This is a genomic window from Pseudomonas sp. W2Aug9 (assembly GCF_023127755.1).
GTDB lineage: Bacteria > Pseudomonadota > Gammaproteobacteria > Pseudomonadales > Pseudomonadaceae > Aquipseudomonas > Aquipseudomonas synxantha_A.
The window spans coordinates 205-19,169 of the sequence record NZ_SPKL01000031.1; the positions used below are offsets into that span (position 1 = coordinate 205).

At 61.0% G+C, this 18,965-nt stretch carries 18 protein-coding genes and 1 pseudogene; 12 read left to right on the forward strand and 7 right to left on the reverse strand.

What is annotated here, in order from left to right:
• Positions 1-98 precede the first annotated feature (98 nt).
• From E3O56_RS19630 to E3O56_RS19645, 4 genes are all read left to right on the forward strand, one after another.
• Positions 99-1,310, forward strand: a complete 1,212-nt coding sequence (locus tag E3O56_RS19630; protein ID WP_032880178.1) for a YeeE/YedE family protein — start codon at positions 99-101, stop codon at positions 1,308-1,310.
• Complete coding sequence (locus E3O56_RS19635; protein WP_248128840.1) at positions 1,300-1,833, forward strand: GNAT family N-acetyltransferase; 534 nt, start codon at positions 1,300-1,302, stop codon at positions 1,831-1,833. Before E3O56_RS19630 ends, E3O56_RS19635 begins: the two co-directional genes overlap by 11 nt.
• 91 nt (positions 1,834-1,924) lie before the next feature.
• On the forward strand, positions 1,925-2,467 hold the full coding sequence (locus E3O56_RS19640) for an isochorismatase family protein (RefSeq protein WP_223019117.1): 543 nt from the start codon (positions 1,925-1,927) through the stop codon (positions 2,465-2,467).
• Positions 2,468-2,471: 4 nt separating this feature from the next.
• A complete protein-coding gene (locus tag E3O56_RS19645; RefSeq protein WP_248128842.1) occupies positions 2,472-3,467 on the forward strand; it encodes a helix-turn-helix domain-containing protein in 996 nt (331 codons plus the stop codon).
• Here the strand turns inward: E3O56_RS19645 and E3O56_RS19650 are convergent.
• Complete coding sequence (locus E3O56_RS19650) at positions 3,439-3,609, reverse strand: DUF2986 domain-containing protein (RefSeq protein WP_216091848.1); 171 nt, start codon at positions 3,607-3,609, stop codon at positions 3,439-3,441. The two genes, E3O56_RS19645 and E3O56_RS19650, sit on opposite strands and share 29 nt — an antisense overlap.
• A gap of 154 nt (positions 3,610-3,763) precedes the next feature.
• On the opposite strand from E3O56_RS19650, the gene panB reads away from it, so the two are divergent.
• Positions 3,764-4,579: a 3-methyl-2-oxobutanoate hydroxymethyltransferase gene (gene panB / locus E3O56_RS19655; RefSeq protein WP_248128844.1), complete on the forward strand. Its 816-nt coding sequence runs from the start codon at positions 3,764-3,766 to the stop codon at positions 4,577-4,579.
• Here panB and E3O56_RS19660 read toward each other — a convergent pair.
• The 4 genes from E3O56_RS19660 to E3O56_RS19675 all read right to left on the reverse strand — a co-directional run bounded on the left by E3O56_RS19660 (position 4,567) and on the right by E3O56_RS19675 (position 8,553).
• A complete protein-coding gene (locus tag E3O56_RS19660; protein ID WP_248128846.1) occupies positions 4,567-5,958 on the reverse strand; it encodes a PLP-dependent aminotransferase family protein in 1,392 nt (463 codons plus the stop codon). The two genes, panB and E3O56_RS19660, sit on opposite strands and share 13 nt — an antisense overlap.
• Positions 5,959-6,092: 134 nt before the next feature.
• Positions 6,093-7,121 (reverse strand): alpha/beta fold hydrolase, encoded by a 1,029-nt coding sequence (locus tag E3O56_RS19665; RefSeq protein ID WP_103733742.1) that lies wholly within the window; start codon positions 7,119-7,121, stop codon positions 6,093-6,095.
• A gap of 176 nt (positions 7,122-7,297) precedes the next feature.
• A complete protein-coding gene (locus E3O56_RS19670) occupies positions 7,298-7,603 on the reverse strand; it encodes a DUF6124 family protein (RefSeq protein WP_248128848.1) in 306 nt (101 codons plus the stop codon).
• 338 nt (positions 7,604-7,941) lie between these two features.
• Positions 7,942-8,553: a transferase gene (locus E3O56_RS19675; protein WP_248128850.1), complete on the reverse strand. Its 612-nt coding sequence runs from the start codon at positions 8,551-8,553 to the stop codon at positions 7,942-7,944.
• A 556-nt stretch (positions 8,554-9,109) separates the two neighbouring features.
• On the opposite strand from E3O56_RS19675, the gene E3O56_RS19680 reads away from it, so the two are divergent.
• Both E3O56_RS19680 and E3O56_RS19685 read left to right on the forward strand, forming a co-directional pair.
• Positions 9,110-9,745: a lytic polysaccharide monooxygenase auxiliary activity family 9 protein gene (locus E3O56_RS19680; RefSeq protein WP_032880191.1), complete on the forward strand. Its 636-nt coding sequence runs from the start codon at positions 9,110-9,112 to the stop codon at positions 9,743-9,745.
• A gap of 40 nt (positions 9,746-9,785) precedes the next feature.
• Positions 9,786-10,787, forward strand: a pseudogene (locus E3O56_RS19685) (chitinase); the annotation flags it as partial.
• A gap of 196 nt (positions 10,788-10,983) precedes the next feature.
• Here E3O56_RS19685 and gudD read toward each other — a convergent pair.
• The gene (gudD, locus tag E3O56_RS19690; RefSeq protein WP_248128852.1) at positions 10,984-12,309 is read right to left on the reverse strand and encodes a glucarate dehydratase; all 1,326 of its coding nucleotides are present in this window, start codon (positions 12,307-12,309) and stop codon (positions 10,984-10,986) included.
• Between the two features lie 20 nt (positions 12,310-12,329).
• Positions 12,330-13,691 (reverse strand): MFS transporter, encoded by a 1,362-nt coding sequence (locus E3O56_RS19695; RefSeq protein WP_216091842.1) that lies wholly within the window; start codon positions 13,689-13,691, stop codon positions 12,330-12,332.
• A gap of 328 nt (positions 13,692-14,019) precedes the next feature.
• Between E3O56_RS19695 and E3O56_RS19700 the strand changes: the two genes are divergently transcribed.
• The 5 genes from E3O56_RS19700 (at position 14,020) to E3O56_RS19720 (ending at position 18,901) form a co-directional block, all read left to right on the forward strand.
• Positions 14,020-14,733 carry a FadR/GntR family transcriptional regulator gene (locus E3O56_RS19700; RefSeq protein ID WP_148852535.1) on the forward strand — a complete coding sequence of 238 codons (714 nt, stop codon included), beginning with the start codon at positions 14,020-14,022 and terminating at the stop codon, positions 14,731-14,733.
• Positions 14,734-14,743: 10 nt separating this feature from the next.
• Complete coding sequence (locus tag E3O56_RS19705; protein ID WP_248128854.1) at positions 14,744-15,439, forward strand: tRNA (adenine(22)-N(1))-methyltransferase TrmK; 696 nt, start codon at positions 14,744-14,746, stop codon at positions 15,437-15,439.
• A 67-nt stretch (positions 15,440-15,506) separates the two neighbouring features.
• On the forward strand, positions 15,507-16,133 hold the full coding sequence (locus E3O56_RS19710) for a glutathione S-transferase (RefSeq protein WP_032880196.1): 627 nt from the start codon (positions 15,507-15,509) through the stop codon (positions 16,131-16,133).
• Between the two features lie 186 nt (positions 16,134-16,319).
• Positions 16,320-18,050 carry an OPT family oligopeptide transporter gene (locus tag E3O56_RS19715; protein ID WP_248128855.1) on the forward strand — a complete coding sequence of 577 codons (1,731 nt, stop codon included), beginning with the start codon at positions 16,320-16,322 and terminating at the stop codon, positions 18,048-18,050.
• 110 nt (positions 18,051-18,160) lie between these two features.
• Positions 18,161-18,901, forward strand: coding sequence for a BPL-N domain-containing protein (locus E3O56_RS19720; RefSeq protein ID WP_248128856.1), 741 nt, complete (start codon positions 18,161-18,163; stop codon positions 18,899-18,901).
• Positions 18,902-18,965: the final 64 nt, after the last annotated feature.

Sequence of the window (18,965 nt, forward strand, 5' to 3'; positions counted from 1 at the left end):
AGGCGGTGGTTCAAACGATGAGCCTCTCGGCAATGCCTGCGCCTGATCAAGTTCCGTCTGGGGCTATACTGGCCTCCTTCCAACCCATCGAGATCCCCATGAGCACCTCCCTTTCCCTGGCGCCTGCACGCAAGCCTGCAGCGCCACTGATAGCCTTTATCATCCTGGTGGCGGGCGCCCTGTTCCTGCAAAACACCGTTGGCGCACGCCAAGTGTTGTTGCTGGTGGTCGGCGCCGCGCTGGGCCTGACGCTGTACCACGCTGCCTTCGGTTTTACCTCGGCCTGGCGCGTGTTTATCAATGATCGGCGTGGCGCCGGCTTGCGTGCGCAGATGGTGATGCTGGCGGTGGCGGTGCTGCTGTTTTTCCCGGCGCTGGGTGCGGGCACTTTGTTCGGCCAGCCGGTCGTGGGGCTGGTGGCGCCGGCCGGTGTGTCGGTGGTGTTCGGGGCGTTTATCTTCGGGATCGGCATGCAACTGGGTGGCGGCTGTGCATCGGGCACCTTGTTCACCGTGGGCGGCGGTAATGCGCGCATGTTGGTGACGCTGCTGTTCTTTATCTGTGGCTCGTTGATCGCCACCCACCATGTCGACTGGTGGTTTGCGTTGCCGTCGTTGCCGGCGGTTTCCATCGTCAAAAGTTTCGGTGTGCTGCCGGCGCTGGTCCTGAGCCTGGCGGTGTTCGCGCTGATTGCGGTGGTGACCGTGCGCCTGGAAAAGCGCCGTCACGGCCAGCTTGAACAAGGCGTGCACAGCGAGCATCAAGGGCTGCGTCGTTTTCTGCGTGGGCCCTGGCCGCTGGTGTGGGGCGCGATTGGCCTGGCGCTGCTCAACTACGCCACCCTGGCCCTGGCTGGGCGGCCGTGGGGCATCACCTCGGCGTTCGCGCTGTGGGGCGCCAAAGTGGCGAGCGGGCTGGGTGTGGATGTGGCGAGTTGGGCGTTCTGGCAGATGCCGGGCAATGCCAAGGCCCTGGCCGCGCCGGTCTGGGAAGACATCACCAGCGTCATGGATATCGGCATTGTCCTTGGCGCGCTGCTGGCCGCTGGCCTGGCCGGGCGTTTCGCTCCCAGCCTGAATATTCCGGCACGCTCGTTGATCGCCGCCGTGATCGGCGGCCTGCTGCTCGGCTACGGCTCGCGTCTGGCCTATGGCTGTAATATCGGCGCCTATTTCAGCGGCATCGCCTCGGGCAGCCTGCATGGCTGGGTGTGGCTGGTGGCGGCGTTTATCGGCAATGGCGTGGGTGTGCGCCTGCGGCCCTTCTTCTTTGCCGGCGAACGGCCCCAGGTGGCATTGAGTGGTTGCTGAGCAGTCCGCCCACATTCGCCTGGCGCGTACGCAAGACGCCGGTTTGTTGCCCGCCATCGAGCAGTGCGCGGCTCAGGCGTTTCGCGCAATCGAAGGGCTGGCTTGGCTGGCGGATGCCGCGTCGATTGGCGTCGAGTGCCATCGGCAGTGGATCGCGCTATCGACCTGTTGGGTGGTGGTTGATCACCACGACCAACCCCAGGGTTTCCTCAGCGCAGAACGCTTTGGCGACGATCTGCATATCCATGAAGTGTCCGTGGTCCGGCCGCTGCAAGGCCAGGGCTGGGGGCGCAGGCTGGTGGAAACGGCGATGAACCACGCCCGCGCCCAGCAACTGCATGCAGTGACCCTGACCACCTTTGTGCATGTACCGTGGAATGCACCGTTCTACCGGCGCCTGGGCTTCGCTACTCACAGTGATCCGCGTCTGGAAACGATCCTGGCGGATGAGTACGCCCATGGCTTCGAACCCGGCAGTCGTTGTGCCATGGCGTGCCCGGTGACATGTCCGAATCCGTCCTGAAGTAGTCTTCCTTGCGCCTGTCGTGCGCTGTGGGTTGTCCTTACCATGGCTTGTATCGTTCACCCACTGATGCAAGCCAAAAGGACTGTCCATGAGCCGTAAAGCCCTGATCGTGATCGACGCCCAGCACTCGTTCCGTCATTCAACCTATTGGTCCGAAAATGACCTGCCCGACTATCTGGAAAAACAGCAGGCCCTCATCGACGGTTGTGTTCAGCGGGGCGTCCCGGTGGTACAAGTCTTCCATGTTGAAGACCAGGGGCATTTCTCCATGCAATCGGGCAACGTCAGGGCACTGAGCGAGCTGTCGATCAATCCGCAGTTGGTGATCCACAAGCGCTACCACAGTGCCTTTGCGGGTACGCCCCTGGCCGCTCGCCTGGTGGAGATGGGCGTCGCCACGCTGATCATCAGCGGCATCCGCACCGAGCAATGCTGCGAGACCACCACGCGGCAGGCTTGCGACAGTGGCTTCAAGGTGGATTTTGTCAGCGAGGCGACGCTGACCTTCCCGATGACCCACGCGCGTAGCGGCCGGGTCTATACGCCGGCCGAGATTCGCGAACGCACGGAGCTGGTCCTCGATGACCGCTTCGCCCGCATCGTGACGGTCGCCCAGGCCCTGGCGGGGTGAATCGATGAGTGTGCCGGTGCTGTTTGTGCTGTTGCCAAACGTACTGATGCTCGACCTGGCCGGGCCTGCCGAAGTGCTGCGTCTGGCCGCCCAGGTCGATGACCCGGCGGTGGTGGATTTCGACTTGCAGTACGTCAGCCCGGTGGCAACGCTGCACACCTCCATCGGTTTGCCGCTGACGGGGCTGGCGCCACTGCCACCGACCTTGGCCCCCGGCACCCTGGTGGTCTTGGTGGGCTCCACGATGAAGGTCAGCAAGGCACACCAGCAGGCGTTCGAGTCGGCCAGCAACCACCTGACTCACTGGTTGCAAAACGTCTTCGCACCCTCGGCTGAACGCCTTATCTGCGTATGCGCCGGCGCGTTGAGTGCCGCCAGCGCCGGATTACTGGATGGCCGCCAATGCACCACGCACCACTCGTTATGCACCACCTTGCAAGCCATGGCGCCCAAGGCCCGGGTCCTGGAAAACCGCTTGTACGTGACCGATGGTCCGGTCAGTTGCAGCGCCGGTGTCACGGCCGGTATCGACCTGATGCTGCACCTGGTCGCCGAGCTGGCCGGGCCACGGCTGGCGTGCGCGGTAGCGCGGGACATGGTGGTTTACCTGCGCCGCAGCGGCAGCGACCCGCAGTTGTCGCCCTGGATAACCGGGCGTAATCACATGCACCCGGCGGTGCATCGGGTGCAGGACGCCATCGCCGCGGCGCCCTGTGAGGACTGGACCGTAACCCGCATGGCCGCCCTGGCCTGCACCGGCAGCCGCCACCTGGGGCGCTTGTTCCAGGAGCATGTCGGTATCAGCCCGCTGGACTACCTGCACCGCCTGCGCCTGGCTGTGGCCCGTGAACTGCTGGCCGAGTCGGACTTGGGCATTGAAACCATCGCCGAGCGCGCAGGCTTTGGTTCGGCGCGTCATCTGCGGCGCATCTGGGGCAAGTATGAAGCGGCCACCCCTTCAGCCATGCGCCTTACTCAGCAGGTGTCTCGGGGGACGTGACCGGTTCCTGGCCGGCCTCGGTCGCCAGCTTCAAGCGGTCGGCCTTGCTGATGTATTTGTCTTTGCTTTTGGGCGCCAGTTTGGCGCTGGCCTTTTTGGCTTTGGCCTTGAAGAGCTGCTGAAGTTTTTTCTGGCGGTTCATGTCGCGGAGCCTGAGAGGGAAAGGCGCGGATGATACCAGTTTCAGCAAATGTGACCGGGCCCTGGGTCGCTTTTTAGCGCTGATCTGTGCATTGAATCGTCCTTCGTTTCGCCAATAATCGGGCCGAGTATCCAGCGCAAACGGAAAAGCCCCGATGAGCATTCACACCCGTACCAAACGCATGACTGTCCCTCAATTGGTCGCCATGAAGGGGCAGCAGAAAATCGTCTCCCTGACCGCCTACTCCAGCGCTATCGCCAAGCTGATCGATCCGATCGTCGACTTCATCCTGGTGGGTGACTCCACGGCCATGGTCGGCTATGGCCGGGCCTCGACCCTGAGCATGCAACTGGAAGAAATCATCGGCCACACCCGGGCGGTGGTCGACAGTACACGCTTGGCCTGTGTGATCGCCGACATGCCGTTTGGCAGTTACCAGGAGTCGTATGAGCAGGCTTTTCGCAACTGCGCCCAGGTGCTGTCGCGCACCGGTTGCGATGCGATCAAGCTGGAGGCCAATCAGGCCCTGGCCGGTACCGTGGAGTTCCTGGTTGCACGGGGTGTACCGGTGATGGCCCACGTGGGGCTGATGCCGCAATTCGTCAACGTCATGGGCGGGTTCAAGGCTCAGGGCCTGAGCGCTGAAACCGCTGCGGTGATTGCCGCCGATGCTCGCGCCAACCTGGAAGCGGGGGCCTTCAGTCTGCTGCTGGAAGGGGTGGCCGAAGGTGTGGCCCGGCAGATCACCCTGGACTCAAGCCAACCCACCATCGGCATCGGCGCATCGCCTGCGTGTGACGGCCAGGTGTTGGTCACCGAGGATGTGCTGGGCCTGGGCGGCGGCTCGATGCCGCGCTTCGTCAAGCAATACGCTGATGTGGGGGCGGTGATTCGCGATGCCTGCGAGCGTTTCGCCGACGATGTGCGCCAGGGTCGTTTTCCCGAAGACCGGCACTGCTACGGGCTTTGACGCAACGCCTGGGCCAGTAGTTGGACGGCCTGGGCAATGTCCTTGCTCCAGTCGAGTGTGTAGCTCAGGCGCAGGTGATCTGGCCAGGCGCCTTGCTGGCTGAACAGTTCGCCGGGGGCGATGACGATGCGCTGGCTTAGCAAGTGCGCGAACACCTGGCGCATATCCACCGGGCGGCTGGCCCGGAGCCAGAAGCTTGCGCCGCCGTGGGGTTCGACCACCTGCCATTGGCCATTGCCGTGGGTTAACAGCAGGGCTTTGAGCTGCGTCATGCGCGCCAGTAACCGTGCGCGCAACGCCTTCAGATGGGCGTCGATACGCTTGGACGCAAACAGCTTGGCGATGGCTTTCTGACGGATCGGCGAGAGGCGAAAGCCGCGCTCCAGGAACTGCTGCTGCAACGGCGCCCCAGCACCGCGACACAGCACATAGCCGTAGGGTGCTTCCGAGCCGATGACTTTGTCGAAGGTCGAGAACACCAATAGTTTGTGCGGGTCGGCGTAGTCGCGATAACGCGCCGGTTGCGGGCCGAAATACAGCTCGCCGTAGGTGTCGTTTTCGAACAGCCAGATATCCTGCTCGGCCAACCATTCGCAGATCTGCTGTTTATCCTGCGCGGGCATCACACCGCCCTGGGGCATATTCACCGTCGATGACAGCACCGCCAGGCGGATCGGCTCACGCTTGAGCAGCGTGTTCAGAGCGCCCAGGTCAAAACGCCCATCTGCGCCGAGGGGCATCTCGATCACACGGATTTTCGCCGCCTGCAATTGCCGCAGGATCGCCCACGAACACGGCGACTCCACCAGTGCGAGCGTGCCCGCCAGGTTCAAGGCATTGAGCGAGACCTCCAACACGCTGTGCAAATCCGAGCCGATATACACCTGGTCGGCTTGCCAGTAATGGTCAGTAGAGCGGCTGTAACGTTCGGCCAAGACAGCGCGCAACTCGGGCTCGCCCATTGGCAGATACAGCGGCGCCAGCGAGCGCGGGTACTGCCGGGTCAGTTCACGTTCCAGCATCAACAAAGGCTGCTCCAGCGACAGCAGCATCGCCGGCGCATCACTGCTCAGGGCCAGCATGCCGGGTTGGCGTGCGTTGGCGAAGACCTGGTCGAGCAGGGGGGATGAATTTGGGTTGATGGCGGGAGCCGAGTTCGGGGCGATGAAAAAACCGAGCTTGGGCCTGGCCCGGATCCGCCCTTGTTCCTCAAGCAATGCATACGCGTACTTGGTGGTCGACACCGACACGCCCAGGCGCAGGGCCAGTTGGCGCAGGGACGGCAATTTGCGTGCGCCGTCGGCAGGGCAGGCCTCGATCAGCTCGATGAGGTAGCGGTACACCGCCTGATAGGCAAAGGTGTCTTTGCTTCTTTTCATACTTATTTGAACCGCTATTCTGTAGGAGCGAGCTTGCTCGCGAAGCACTTCAGCACGCCACGTTTTACCTGGAAGCGCGCGTTATCGTTGAGATTTTTCGCGAGCAAGCTCGCTCCTACATCATCAAACCCTGATCAACGTGCCAAAAACTGGCTGATCAACGTGATCACCTGCTGCTGGATAATCGGTCGTGGCCGTGCACCCGGCCCATCCTGACAAATGATGCTGTCGCCGGGCACATCCGCGTCGAGCACCGCCGCCGCGCCCGGTTTGCATTGCGACATAAAGCTGAAGTGATTGGCGTCGCGGATCTCCACGTACTGCGTCGAGGCGTTTGGCAACCGTTTGGCCATGTCGGCCGATTCCATCTGCGCCGGCAAATCCGCTGACGGTACACCGGCGGCGATCACCAAGGCCCGCACCGGCAGCGCCGCCAGACTTGCATCGGTAAACCCGCGCGACAGGCCCAGGTCCAAAGACACCACGGCGCTGACGCGCTTGTCGCTCAAGTCCGCCGCCAATTGCTCCTTCCCGTTCGCAGTGCCTTCAGGGTTCATCTCACGGTAGGCGGTACACGCGACCAACGTCGGATGAGCGCTGCAGTCCCGGGCAAACAGCGCCGGGTCAAAACGCGCACCGGCCGTCTCCATCACCGTCCAGCCCCCCAGGGAATGCCCCACCACGGCGATCCGGCCGCTATCCACCGCACCGAATGGCTCGGGCTGGGCCAATAGCGCATCAATGGCCCGACTTAAATCCCTAGGCCGTTGCCATAACTGCGCAGCGGCCTGTGCGCTGCGATCCTGGCTGGTAGTGCCCGGGTGGTTGACCGCCGCCACGATATAACCCTGCTGCGCCAACGCACTGGCCAGCCACGCCTGTTTGCCCCAATTGCCCCCGTAGCCGTGGGAGAGCACCACCAAAGGATGCTTGCCGGGCGTCGGCGCCGCATCGGGAACGGCCAGCACGCCGATGAACACCACATTGTCGGCGATCAGCTTGGGTTTGGCAGTGGCGGCGGCGGGGTACCACACAGCCATTTCCAGCGGGCGGCTGTTAAGGGTGTCGGGCAGGGTGGTGGTTTGGAAACCGATGGGGTTGTCAGCGGCGAATGCGGGAGCGGTCAGGTACATCAGCAGCAGAGCAGCGAGGCGGGCTTTCATGCTTTTTTCGTCCTTGAAAGGGAGGGCGCAGCATGACCCGAAACGGTCGGTTCAGGTAGAGGGTCCAAGAGAAAGGGCGCCCACCAGGCTCCGAGGGCCTGACCGGCGCCTAGGTGCTGCCGAGTCGTCGTGAAGTCGATCATGACGACGCGGCGGTCTATCGGGTGGCTGCAAGACTAGCTAACCCTTGAAGCACTTTCCCTCGCCATCAATTTGTCCACCAACAAAACCCCCAATTCACTCAGCTGATGAATCGCCAGCGCGACATCGCGCTGTTTGCCTGACAGTTCATCCGACAGGTCAAGCAATAACGCTGTCACCGAGGAAAAGGTTTCGTAGCTGTTGGCGATGAGCATTTCGTTGCTGGCGTCGTCGGCAACGTTGAACAGCGGTGAGGGAGGTGGTTCGGCGTGGGTGTTAAGGGATGCCTGATCAAGCTTGAGGTTTGGATCGTTTGGAGGGTTAGGTGTGACTTTGTACATATGCGTAATTCCTGAGTGGGGCCGACACCGTTTCGCTACTAAACGAAAGGGTGGCAGCTGTACGCAGGTTAGTAGACCGGGGAATTACACAAAGCCGGCGCACCCGAAGGCGCCCTACGCACAGCCACCATCAGGCACAGACAGGAACGTCTGATAGATGAAGCTCATGCACTAAGTGTAATTGACCCTCGGGCTACTAAACCCGATCACTGAGTTGTCAGCGACCGAGCCACCTTAGAGACGCCCATCCAAGCGCACAAGCCGGCGGATTCTGACGCAACTGTAGGCAATGGAGCAAGGTGGTGCAGAGCGCTGTAGGACATGTCTACGGGCTATCGCTACTCGTAGGCGAAATGGTCAATCAACCCCAAACGCGGAACACGACTGTTCGGCTTTAATATTGCGCCTGGAGCAATGACGGCATTCGCGCCGATTTTGCAGCCGTCGCCTACCAGGGCACCAAATTTGTTTACCCCTGTGTCGATCACATTGTCTGCATAGCGGATCTTGATATCCGCCCCATCCAACTCATTACGGTAATTGGCGATGATTGCACCGGCTTCAATATTTACCCCTTCGCCAATCAATGAATCGCCGACAAAGTTGAAGTGTGCCAGCTTGCTTGCGGCCAGCATGAAGGTGCTTTTCAGTTCGCAGCTTGGGCCCACAATGCAATGGCTGCCCAGATAAACGCCGCCGCGCAGGTAGGCTCCCGCTGCTACAAATGCTCCTTCGCCGATGATAATCGGACCTTTCAACACCGCACCTTCTTCGACAATGGCACTTTCGTGGATGGCACAGTCTCCGTGACGCCGGTAGCCCGTGCCGAGGCGTGACAGCAAGACCATAATCTGGTTTTCGCAGTCTTGAGACACCCGCCAAGCGGCAGGCTGCGTCACGCCAAGGGAGGGCCATTGAGCAATGAATGTACTGATCTCAGGTAGCTTCATGCAGAGCGCTTCCGATGTCGGGGTGGGAGGGTAGAGCCCGCTGTGACGATAGGGTGGTGGGCTCAGGCGACATCTTAATAGCGTCTGCCCCGGTTTACTTAATACCAAAGAAAGTCGCGGGTCGCCGTTGTGCGGAAAAATGCTGCCTCAACAACAACGCAGTGCAAATGTGGGAGGGGGGCTTGCTCCCGATTGCGGCAGGTCAGCCAACCTCTCAATGGCAGATACACCGCTATCGGGAGCAAGCCCCCTCCCACATTGGTAAACGTTGACTGGCCCTCCTTTTTCGGCTGCCTGCCATTCCCTTACGAACGGATAAAGCGATTGACGAGAGAAGCAGAGTTGATGTGCGCCTGGTCTTGTAGGAAATCGACCTCTTGCAGCGTAAGGTTATTCCCATAATACTGGTTATATATCCAGTATTTTCGGGGCGGCGCGCTCATGAAACGAAAATGAGTGAAAAATGGGCCGGTGGCAAAAAAAAGCGACTCCGTTAGGTTGAGGTTCTCTCCTTCAAGAAAGGGGAGTTCTTAATCACTATCAATGGAGTCACAAAATGAACAAACCACAAACCCAGACACCGCTTCGCCATGGTCGTGTCACATCCCCTTCCAGTCGTGGTGCAGTCGCCGTGGATCTTGGCCTGCTGGAGACCTGGCAGGTCAATGAAATGGAAGGCGGCAAAAACTTCCCGGCACTGATGGCCGGTCCGTTCCCGGCGCCTTACCAAACCGACAGTGACAGCGTCACTCCACCAGCCGACGGCTTCATCCTCAGCGGTGGCAAGACCGATGCGCGTGACTGCATCAACTTCACCAACGAGGAAATGGCCAAGAAACTCAACCGCGCCTTCACCTGGCCGTTACTCAATGTCGAGCCGGGTCAGACCTTCAAGGTCACCTGGGCATACACCGCGCCGCACACCACCCGTGGCTATCGCTGGCTGATCACCAAGGATGGCTGGGATCCGAAACAGCGCATCACCCGCGCACAGCTGGAAACCCAGCCGTTCGCCGAAGACTTCTATACCCAGGTGCCGTACTACAGCCATGCCGGCGAACTGAAGGCCAAGGTCAATCATGAAGTGAAACTGCCGGCCAACAAGAAGGGCCAGCATGTGATCGTATTGATGTGGATCGTCGCCAACACCGGCAACGCCTTCTATCAAGCCTTCGACGTGGACTTCAAATAAGCCCGCACCATTAAACCCACAGGTTCTGAAGGATTAGAACATGTCAAATATCGACTTTACCTCACTGCAATCGCCACTCAACGATGCCGCTTCGCTGATGCCCAGCATTGCCGGCAAAAAGATCCTCATGGGCTTCTGGCACAACTGGCCTGCCGGACCCAGCGATGGCTACCAGCGTGGCCAGTTCGCCAATATGAGCCTGGCGGACGTACCAAGGGATTACAACGTGGTGGCCGTGGCCTTCATGAAGGGCAACGGTATCCCAACCTTCAAGCCGTACAACCTGTCCGACGCCGAGTTTCGTCGCCAGGTGGGCGTGCTGAACAGCCAGGGCAGGGCGGTGCTGATTTCCCTTGGCGGCGCCGATGCACACATCGAACTGCATAAAGGCAACGAACAGCCACTGGCCAACGAGATTATCCGCCTGGTGGAAACCTATGGCTTTGATGGCCTGGATATCGATCTTGAACAGAGCGCGATTGATTTCGCCGACAACAAGACTGTCCTGCCCGCCGCGTTGAAATTGGTCAAGGACCACTACGCCGGTCAAGGCAAACACTTCATCATCAGCATGGCGCCGGAGTTTCCCTACCTGACCACCGCCGGCAAATACGTCGGCTACATCCAGGCGCTGGAAGGCTATTACGACTTCATCGCCCCGCAGTATTACAACCAGGGTGGCGACGGGATCTGGGTGCAGGAGGTCAACAACGGCAACGGTGCCTGGATTGCCCAGAACAACGACGCGATGAAAGAGGACTTCCTGTTTTACCTGACCGAAAGCCTGGTGAGCGGAACGCGGGGGTTTACCAAAATCCCGGCAGACAAGTTCGTCATTGGCCTGCCCGCGAACGTCGACGCGGCTGCCACCGGTTATGTGATCAACCCAACAGCCGTGACCCATGCATTCAAGCGCTTGTACGACAAAGGATTGTCGATCAAGGGCCTGATGACCTGGTCGGTGAATTGGGATAACGGGGTCAACAAAGACCACGTGCCCTACAACTGGGAGTTCAGCCGTCGTTATGGGCCGCTGATCAATGGCACTGCTCTCTCTGGCCTTGAGGAGGATACGGCGGATCTCGAGGTCGCCAATCAGCAGTAGTGCAAAGAGGCCTCTGGCAGACGTGCCAGAGGTCAAACAGCTAAGCTTCTGATCTGACTGAAATCCGATGCCTGTTTGGGCATCGGATTTTTTGCGTCACGCTCAAATTGCGCTGAGCGCTCCTAAAGCTGATTCACCGCACCAAGCAAGGCCGCTTGTTATCAAAGCCCCAACCCGGAATCAAGAACTGCATCGCCACACTGTCATCCCGCGCCCCAAGGCCCATGCCTTTGTACAGTTCATGAGCCTTGGCCACCGCGTCCATATCGATATCCACGCCCAGGCCCGGCTTGGCCGGCACCTTTACGTAACCCCCTTCAATCTTCAGCGGTTCGCGGGTCAGGCGCTGGCCGTCCTGCCAGATCCAGTGGGTGTCGATGGCGGTGATCTCACCCGGGGCGGCCGCGGCCACCTGGGTAAACATCGCCAGGGAGATATCGAAGTGGTTGTTGGAATGCGAGCCCCAGGTCAGGCCCCACTCGTTGCACATTTGCGCGACGCGCACCGAGCCCTGCATCGTCCAGAAGTGCGGGTCGGCGAGGGGGATGTCTACCGATTGCAGCTGGATGGCGTGGCCCATTTCGCGCCAGTCGGTGGCGATCATGTTGGTAGCGGTTTTAAGGCCTGTGGCGCGGCGGAATTCGGCCATGACTTCGCGGCCCGAGTAGCCGTTTTCTGCGCCGCAGGGGTCTTCGGCGTAGGCCAGCACATGATGCTGGTCGCGGCACAGGCGGATGGCTTCTTTCAGCGACCATGCGCCATTGGGATCAAGGGTGATACGCGCATCGGGAAAGCGTTCAGCCAGCGCGGTGACGGCTTCGATTTCTTCATCGCCACTGAGCACACCGCCCTTGAGCTTAAAATCGTTGAAGCCATATTTGGCCTTGGCGGCTTCGGCCAGGCGCACCACAGCGTCAGCGGTCAGGGCTTTTTCGTGACGCAGGCGGAACCACTCATCATCGGCGTCGGCTTCGTTGCGGTAGGCCAGGTCGGTAGCGTTGCGGTCTCCGACATAGAACAGGTAGCCGAGCATTTTCACTGCGTCGCGTTGCTGGCCTTCGCCGAGCAAGGCGGCCACCGGCACTTCGAGGAACTGGCCCAGCAGGTCGAGCAGCGCGGCTTCCATGGCGGTGACGGCATGAATGGTGATGCGCAGGTCGAAGGTTTGCAGGCCGCGTCCCGCGCTGTCTCGGGACGCAAAGGTGCTGCGCATCTGGTTAAGCACGCGCTGGTACTGGCCAATCGGCTGACCGATCACCAGGCTGCGCGCGTCTTCCAGGGTTTCACGGATACGCTCGCCGCCGGGCACTTCGCCCACGCCGGTGTTGCCGCTGCTGTCCTTGAGGATGACGATATTGCGCGTGAAGTAGGGGCCGTGGGCACCGCTGAGGTTCAGCAACATGCTGTCGTGGCCGGCGACCGGGATGACCTGGAAATGGGTGACTACAGGGGTATTCATGGCAAGGTCCTTATAGACGCTCAAAGGGATTTGCTGATGGCGGCGCCTGACGGTACGGCGCTAGGTGAGGCCAACACGGCAGAGGGTGAAGTCTTGGCAAAGAACACCAGAATGGCCGCAAGCACCGAGGTGCCGGCCAGGCCATACAGCCCGCCCTGGATCGAGCCGGTGGTTTGTTCCAGAAAGCCAAAGGTGGTCGGCGCCACAAAGCCGCCCAGGTTGCCGATGGAGTTGATCAGCGCGATTACGGCGGCGGCGATGCGCACATCCAGGTAGCCCTGGGGGATCGGCCAGAACAGCGACGACGCGGACTTGAACCCGATGGCCGCAAAGCAGATCGCGACGAAGGCGAAGATCGGCCCGCCGGTGGTGGACATGAACATGCCGGCCGCCGCGATCAGCAGGGCCGCCGCGACCCAGGCTTGCTGGAACTTGAACTTGCCCGACAGCGACGCAAAGGCGTACATGGCAATGATGGAGATCAGCCAGGGGATCGAGTTGAAGAAACCCACCTGCACATCACTCAGGTCGCCCATTTTCTTGATGATGCTCGGCAGCCAGAAGGTCGCGGCATAGATCGTCAGTTGAATGCAGAAGTACAGGGCGCAGAACAGCAGGATCTGGCGGTCCTTGAGCAGCTTGCCGATGGTCGGTTTCACCGTGGTCAGGGCTTCACGTTCGCGCTGTTCCTGGTCAATGGCGTCAACCAGGGCGTCCTGTTCTTCGCGGGTCATCCACTTGGCATCATGGGGCTTGGAGTCCAGCCAGAACCACACAAAGAAGCCCAGCGCCACCGAGGCCAGGCCCTCGATGCCGAACATCCATTGCCAGCCGTGCAAGCCAAAACCTTCGATCTGCAACAACGCGCCCGACAACGGCCCGGAGATCAATGACGCCACCGCCGAGCCACTGAGGAAAATAGCGATGGCCTTGCCGCGCTCCACGCCGGGCAACCAACGCGTGAAGTAATAGATCACGCCGGGGAAGAACCCGGCTTCCGCCACGCCCAGCAAGAAACGCAGGATGTAGAAGTGGGTTTCGTTCTGGATAAACGCCATCAGCGTGGCGACGATGCCCCAGGTGAACATGATGCGGGTCAGCCAGATACGGGCGCCGACCTTTTGCAGCAGCATGTTGGACGGCACTTCGAACAGCGCATAACCGATGAAGAACAGCCCGGCGCCGAAGCCGTAGGCCGCTGCGCCGATCCCCAGGTCATGCTCCATGTGCGTGCGCACAAAGCCGATATTGACGCGGTCGATGTAGTTGAGGATGAACATGACCACGAACAGTGGCAGCACATGGCGCTTCACTTTGCTCACGGCGCGGGCGAGCACTGAATCACTTTCGGGTACGGCAGATGCTGGGCTTGAATGGCTCACCATTTGAAAACTTCCCCCTGATTGTTTTTATGCGGGTTTGGTTGTTTTGTTGACAGACATCATACAAGTGGTTTTTCAGAAATCGCAATGCGCTGATGAGTGAATTTGTTTTTATAAGTACTGTGATTGACCAGTTGGTTCGGTTATTTAGGCGTTTTCATTGGTTGTCGCAGCGGGACTCGCGTGGAGTGTTTTGAGCAGATCAGCAATACAGTTGGTGAACATTTGATGTGTTGTCATACAAGTTAGAGGTTTTTTGCAGCAAAAGGGCGGTGCTTCCGGGCAGGGTGATAAGCTTGCTCCTGCCCAACCCTGCGGACCTGTATTCATGCCCATTGAAAGCCCAACGCCTGTGCGTAAACGCTCAACCAACCTGGCCCAGGGCGTGGTTGAGGCGCTGACCCAGCGCATCCTGCTCGGGCAACTCAAGCCCGGTGAAAAACTGCCGTCTGAATCCACCATCGTGCTTGAGCACGGAGTGAGCCGCACCGTTGTGCGTGAAGCCTTGTCCAAGTTGCAGGCGTCGGGGCTGGTGGAGACGCGTCACGGCATCGGCACCTTTGTGCTGGAGCAACACACGCAGCCGGGCCTGCGCCTGCATGTGGACACGGTCGCCAGCGTGCGCAACATGCTCGAATTACGCCTGGGCCTTGAGGTGCAGGCCGTGGCGTTGGCCGCCCTGCGCAGGAGCGAAGCGCAACTGGCCCATATGCGCCAGGCGCTGGACGACTACCAGGCCTCGCTGGCCAACAACGATAGTTGCGTGGAGGAAGACAAGCGCTTTCACCAGCTGATCGCCGAGGCCACCGGCAACACCTTTTTTACCGACATCATGCTGCACCTGGGCAGTACGATGATCCCGCGCACCCAGGTCAAGGACGCCGAACGCGGCGGCGCGGACTTTGCCAAGCTGGGGCAGTTGGCGAACCTGGAGCACGAGGCGATCTACAACGCCGTCAAGCGCCAGGATCCGGACGCCGCACGGGCAGCCATGGTGCTGCACTTGACCAACAGCCGGGATCGATTTTCCGGGCACTCATAAGGAACCACCGTTGAACCAACACACCTTGTCCATGCGCCTTGAGCGTGTGGCAGCGCACGTGCCAGCCGGCACACGCCTGGCCGATATCGGCTCGGATCACGCCTACCTGCCGGTGGCGTTGATGCTCCGAGGCGCTATTGCGGCGGCAGTGGCGGGGGAAGTGGCCGCTACACCGTTTCACGCAGCCAACCGTACCGTGGCCGACAACGGTCTGGCGCAGCACATCACCGTGCGCCGGGCTGATGGCTTGGCGGCAATCAAGGCGGGCGATGATATTACCGTCGTCAGCCTGTGCGGCATGGGCGGCGAAACGATCCGCGACATTCTCGACAGCGGCAAGGCGCACCTCAATGGCCGCGAACGCTTGATCCTGCAACCCAACGGCGGCGAACAGCCGCTGCGCCAATGGTTGATGGACAACGGCTACCGGATCCTGCACGAGGAGCTGCTGCTGGAAAACCGCTTCTACTACGAAATCATCGTCGCCGAACGCGCCGAGGCGGTCACCTATACCGCCGAGCAGCTGTACTTTGGCCCGTTGCTAATGCAGGCGCGTAGCGAGGAGTTCCTGGCGAAGTGGCAGCGTATAGTGCGCGAAAAACGCAAGACACTGGCCAGCCTCGAACAGGCGCGGCAGGCCGTGCCCGAGCAGAAAGTGCAGGAGATCGTGCAGCAGGTGAAGTGGATCGATCAGTTGCTCGCCTGAGCCACATTCACGGCACTTCACCGCTACCCTGTAGTCTTCTCCTAAATCCCCCAAGGTGTTGCCCGCTATGATCACTGTTCACCATCTCAACAATTCCCGCTCACAACGTATCCTGTGGGCGCTTGAAGAATTGGGCCTGCCCTACGACATCAAACGCTACCAGCGCGACGCCAAGACCAACCTGGCGCCACCTGAACTCAAGGCCATTCACCCCCTGGGCAAATCCCCGGTGATCGAAGACGGTTCCCGCGTGCTGATCGAATCCGCCGCAATCATCGACTACCTGATCCGCCGCCACGGCAACGGCCAACTGCAACCCGACCCGGCCACCGACGCCTACGACAGCTATGTGCAATGGCTGCATTTTGCCGAAGGCTCGGCCATGCTGCCGTTGATGCTCAACCTCTATGTGGGGCGGCTGGGGGAAGCGGGTGCACCGCTGCATCCGCGGATTGAATCGGAGTTGGCCAACTACCTGGGCTACCTGAATGATGTGCTGGGGCGCACGCCTTACCTGGTGGGCGACGAACTCAGCGGTGCGGATATCCAGATGAGCTTTATCGGTGAAGTTGCCCAGGCCCAGGGCAAATTGCAGGCTTACCCGAACCTGGCGGCGTGGCTGCAAAAGCTCCAGGCGCGGCCGGCTTACCGCAAGGCGGTGGAGCGGGGCGGGGAATATGCGTTCGCCAAATAGCCAGAGGTGAAGAGGACCAATGTGGGAGGGGGCTTGCTCCCGATAGCGGTGGGTCAGCTACAAAAATGCTGACTGACAGACTGCTATCGGGAGCAAGCCCCCTCCCACATTTGGAACCAGGTGAACCTTCGAGTCCTCCAGCGCTCACTTAAGAGGCGGCACTGGTTTTTCTCGAAAGGAATCTGCATGCACTCCTCCTCGTCAATCGCGCCTGTAGAACGTGAACTGAGCCTGCGGGCAGTCATCACCGGGATCGTGCTGGGTATCCCGCTGACCCCTTCCAATGTGTACGCAGGCTTGAAGATCGGCTGGTCGTTCAACATGTCGATCATCGCCTTGCTGATTGGCTATGGCATCTGGCAGGGCCTGGCCCGGCGTTCCGGCGAGCACCTGCCGTGGACCCTGCACGAGAGCAATATCAACCAGACCGTGGCCTCTGCCGCGGCGTCGATCATTTCCGGCGGGCTGGTCGCGCCCATCCCGGCCTATACCCTGCTCACGGGCAACCAGCTGGCGGCGCTGCCGATGATCGCCTGGGTGTTTTCGGTGAGTTTCCTGGGGATCTGGATCGCGTGGTACCTGCGGCCTTCATTGCTCAATGACAAGGCGCTGAAGTTTCCCGAAGGCATAGCCACCCTGGAAACCCTGCTGCACATCTACAACCATGGCCGCGAAGCCGCCACGCGCTTGAAAGTGCTGCTCGGCGCGGCGCTGTTGTCCGGATCGGTCAAGTGGGTAGATACCTTTATGTGGGCCTTCCCGCGCTGGTCGCCGAGCCCCGCGTTGGAGCGCCTGACCTTCACCGCAGACCCTTCGCTGCTGTTGCTGGGGTTCGGCGGCATTATCGGCATTCGTGTGGGCCTGACCCTGCTGCTCGGCGCCTTGCTGGCATGGGGCGGGCTGGGGCCGTGGCTGTTGGCCAACGGCTTGGTGAGCCTACCCGCCGACAGCAACGGTCCGCAATTTGCCGCGCTGGTGGAATGGCTGCTGTGGCCCGGGGTGAGCCTGATGGTGTGTTCCACCTTGGCGTCCCTGGCGATTCGCCTGTGGGCACTGCATCGCTCGACCCGGGCGTCTGGCGGCACGCCGTGGACGGTTCCCAAGCCCGGGCCTGCCGTGGGGTTTGCCTTGGCGATCGCGCTGGTGGTGAGCCTGCAAGCGCTGTTGTTCGGTATCAACCTGGGCATGGCGCTGCTGACCATTCCCCTGGCGATCTGCCTGGCCGCGGTGGCGGCGCGGGTGGTGGGGGCGACCGGTATTCCGCCGATTGGCGCCATCGGGCAACTGTCCCAGCTGAGCTTTGGCATTGTTGCGCCTGGCCAGGTGCCGATCAACCTGATGAGCGCCAACACCGCCGGCGGTTCGGCGGGGCAGTGCACGGACCTGATGAACGACTTCAAGGTGGGCAAAGCGATTGGCGCGACGCCGCACAAGCAAGTGATCGCTCAGATCCTCGGAATTTTCGTCGGCAGCATCGTCGGCGTATTCGCATACCTGGCGTTGATCCCTGACCCTCAAACCATGCTGCTCACCGAACAATGGCCGGCCCCGGCCGTCGCCACCTGGAAAGCCGTGGCCCAAACCCTGACCCACGGTTTGGATTCACTGTCCCCCAGCATCCGCTGGGCCATCGGCATTGCAAGCTTGTTCGGCGTGCTGCTGGGCATACTCGACAGCACATTACCCACACATCGCGCCCGCTATCTGCCAAGTGCGGCAGCCCTGGGACTAGCGTTTGTGTTGCCTGCGTCGGTGTCGCTGATGATGGCCCTTGGCGCGATCATGACCTGGGCCGTGAGCTGTCGCTGGCCGAGCGTGACGCAGCGCTTTGCGATCACGGCAGCGGCGGGGTTGATCGCCGGCGAGAGCATTACCGGCGTGGGCGCGTCGTTGTGGCAGATGCTGGGGAGTGGATGAATGGCCCACGTGGGTTTACAACTCTTCACGAATTCAAAAGGCTCATCGTTATAGGCTTGGCGCTGCGATCACTGGATCAAACCCATTCAACTGAGCGTTGAGCCTGCCCCATGAAACTGCCTGCCCTCGCTGCCACGTTTCTCGCCGTTGCTACGCTGCACCCTTTACCCGTGCACGGCGCAGGCGCCATCACCCATGTCGCCATCTACCGTGGCCCGGCAGGTTGCCCGGACTGCTCGGAAAATGTGAAAACCGCCCTGCAGCGTCTCAACCCCAATTACCAGATCGACTTCGTCGGCGCCGACGAACCCATCGACATCACGCCAGAGAACCTGGCGCACTATGACCTCTACGTGCAACCCGGTGGCGGCCAGGACATCCCGGCCGCTCTCGACAGCCTGGGCGATGCACGTGCCGAAGCCATTCGCGCTTACGTCGCCAACGGCGGCCGCTACCTGGGCCTGTGCATGGGCGCCTACCTGGCCGACGACAACAACCTCGGCCTGATCCCTCAGGCCATTGACACCGAAGCCGGCCGCCCCGGTTTTGAAGTGGCCGGTATCGATGACGCCGCCGTGCGGGTGACGTGGGACGGTCAGCCTGACCATGTGTTTTACCAGGACGGCCCTTACTTCCCCAAAGCCAGCGCCGCGGCGCCCTACAAGGTCATCGCGACCTACCACAATGGCGACGTGGCGGCGGCGCGCTACACCTACGAACGTGGCGTGGTTGTTCTGAGCGGGCCGCATCCGGAAGCCGGGCGAGAGTGGTTTGAAAATGCCGATATCGAGCTGAGCAAGATGCCGCGTGGAGAGCTGTTCGGGTCGTTGATACGCAGCGCGCAAGAGTAGGGCGCCACGCTCGTTACTTCAGTGGGCCACCCTCACAAATGTCGATATCAGACACGATGGTGGC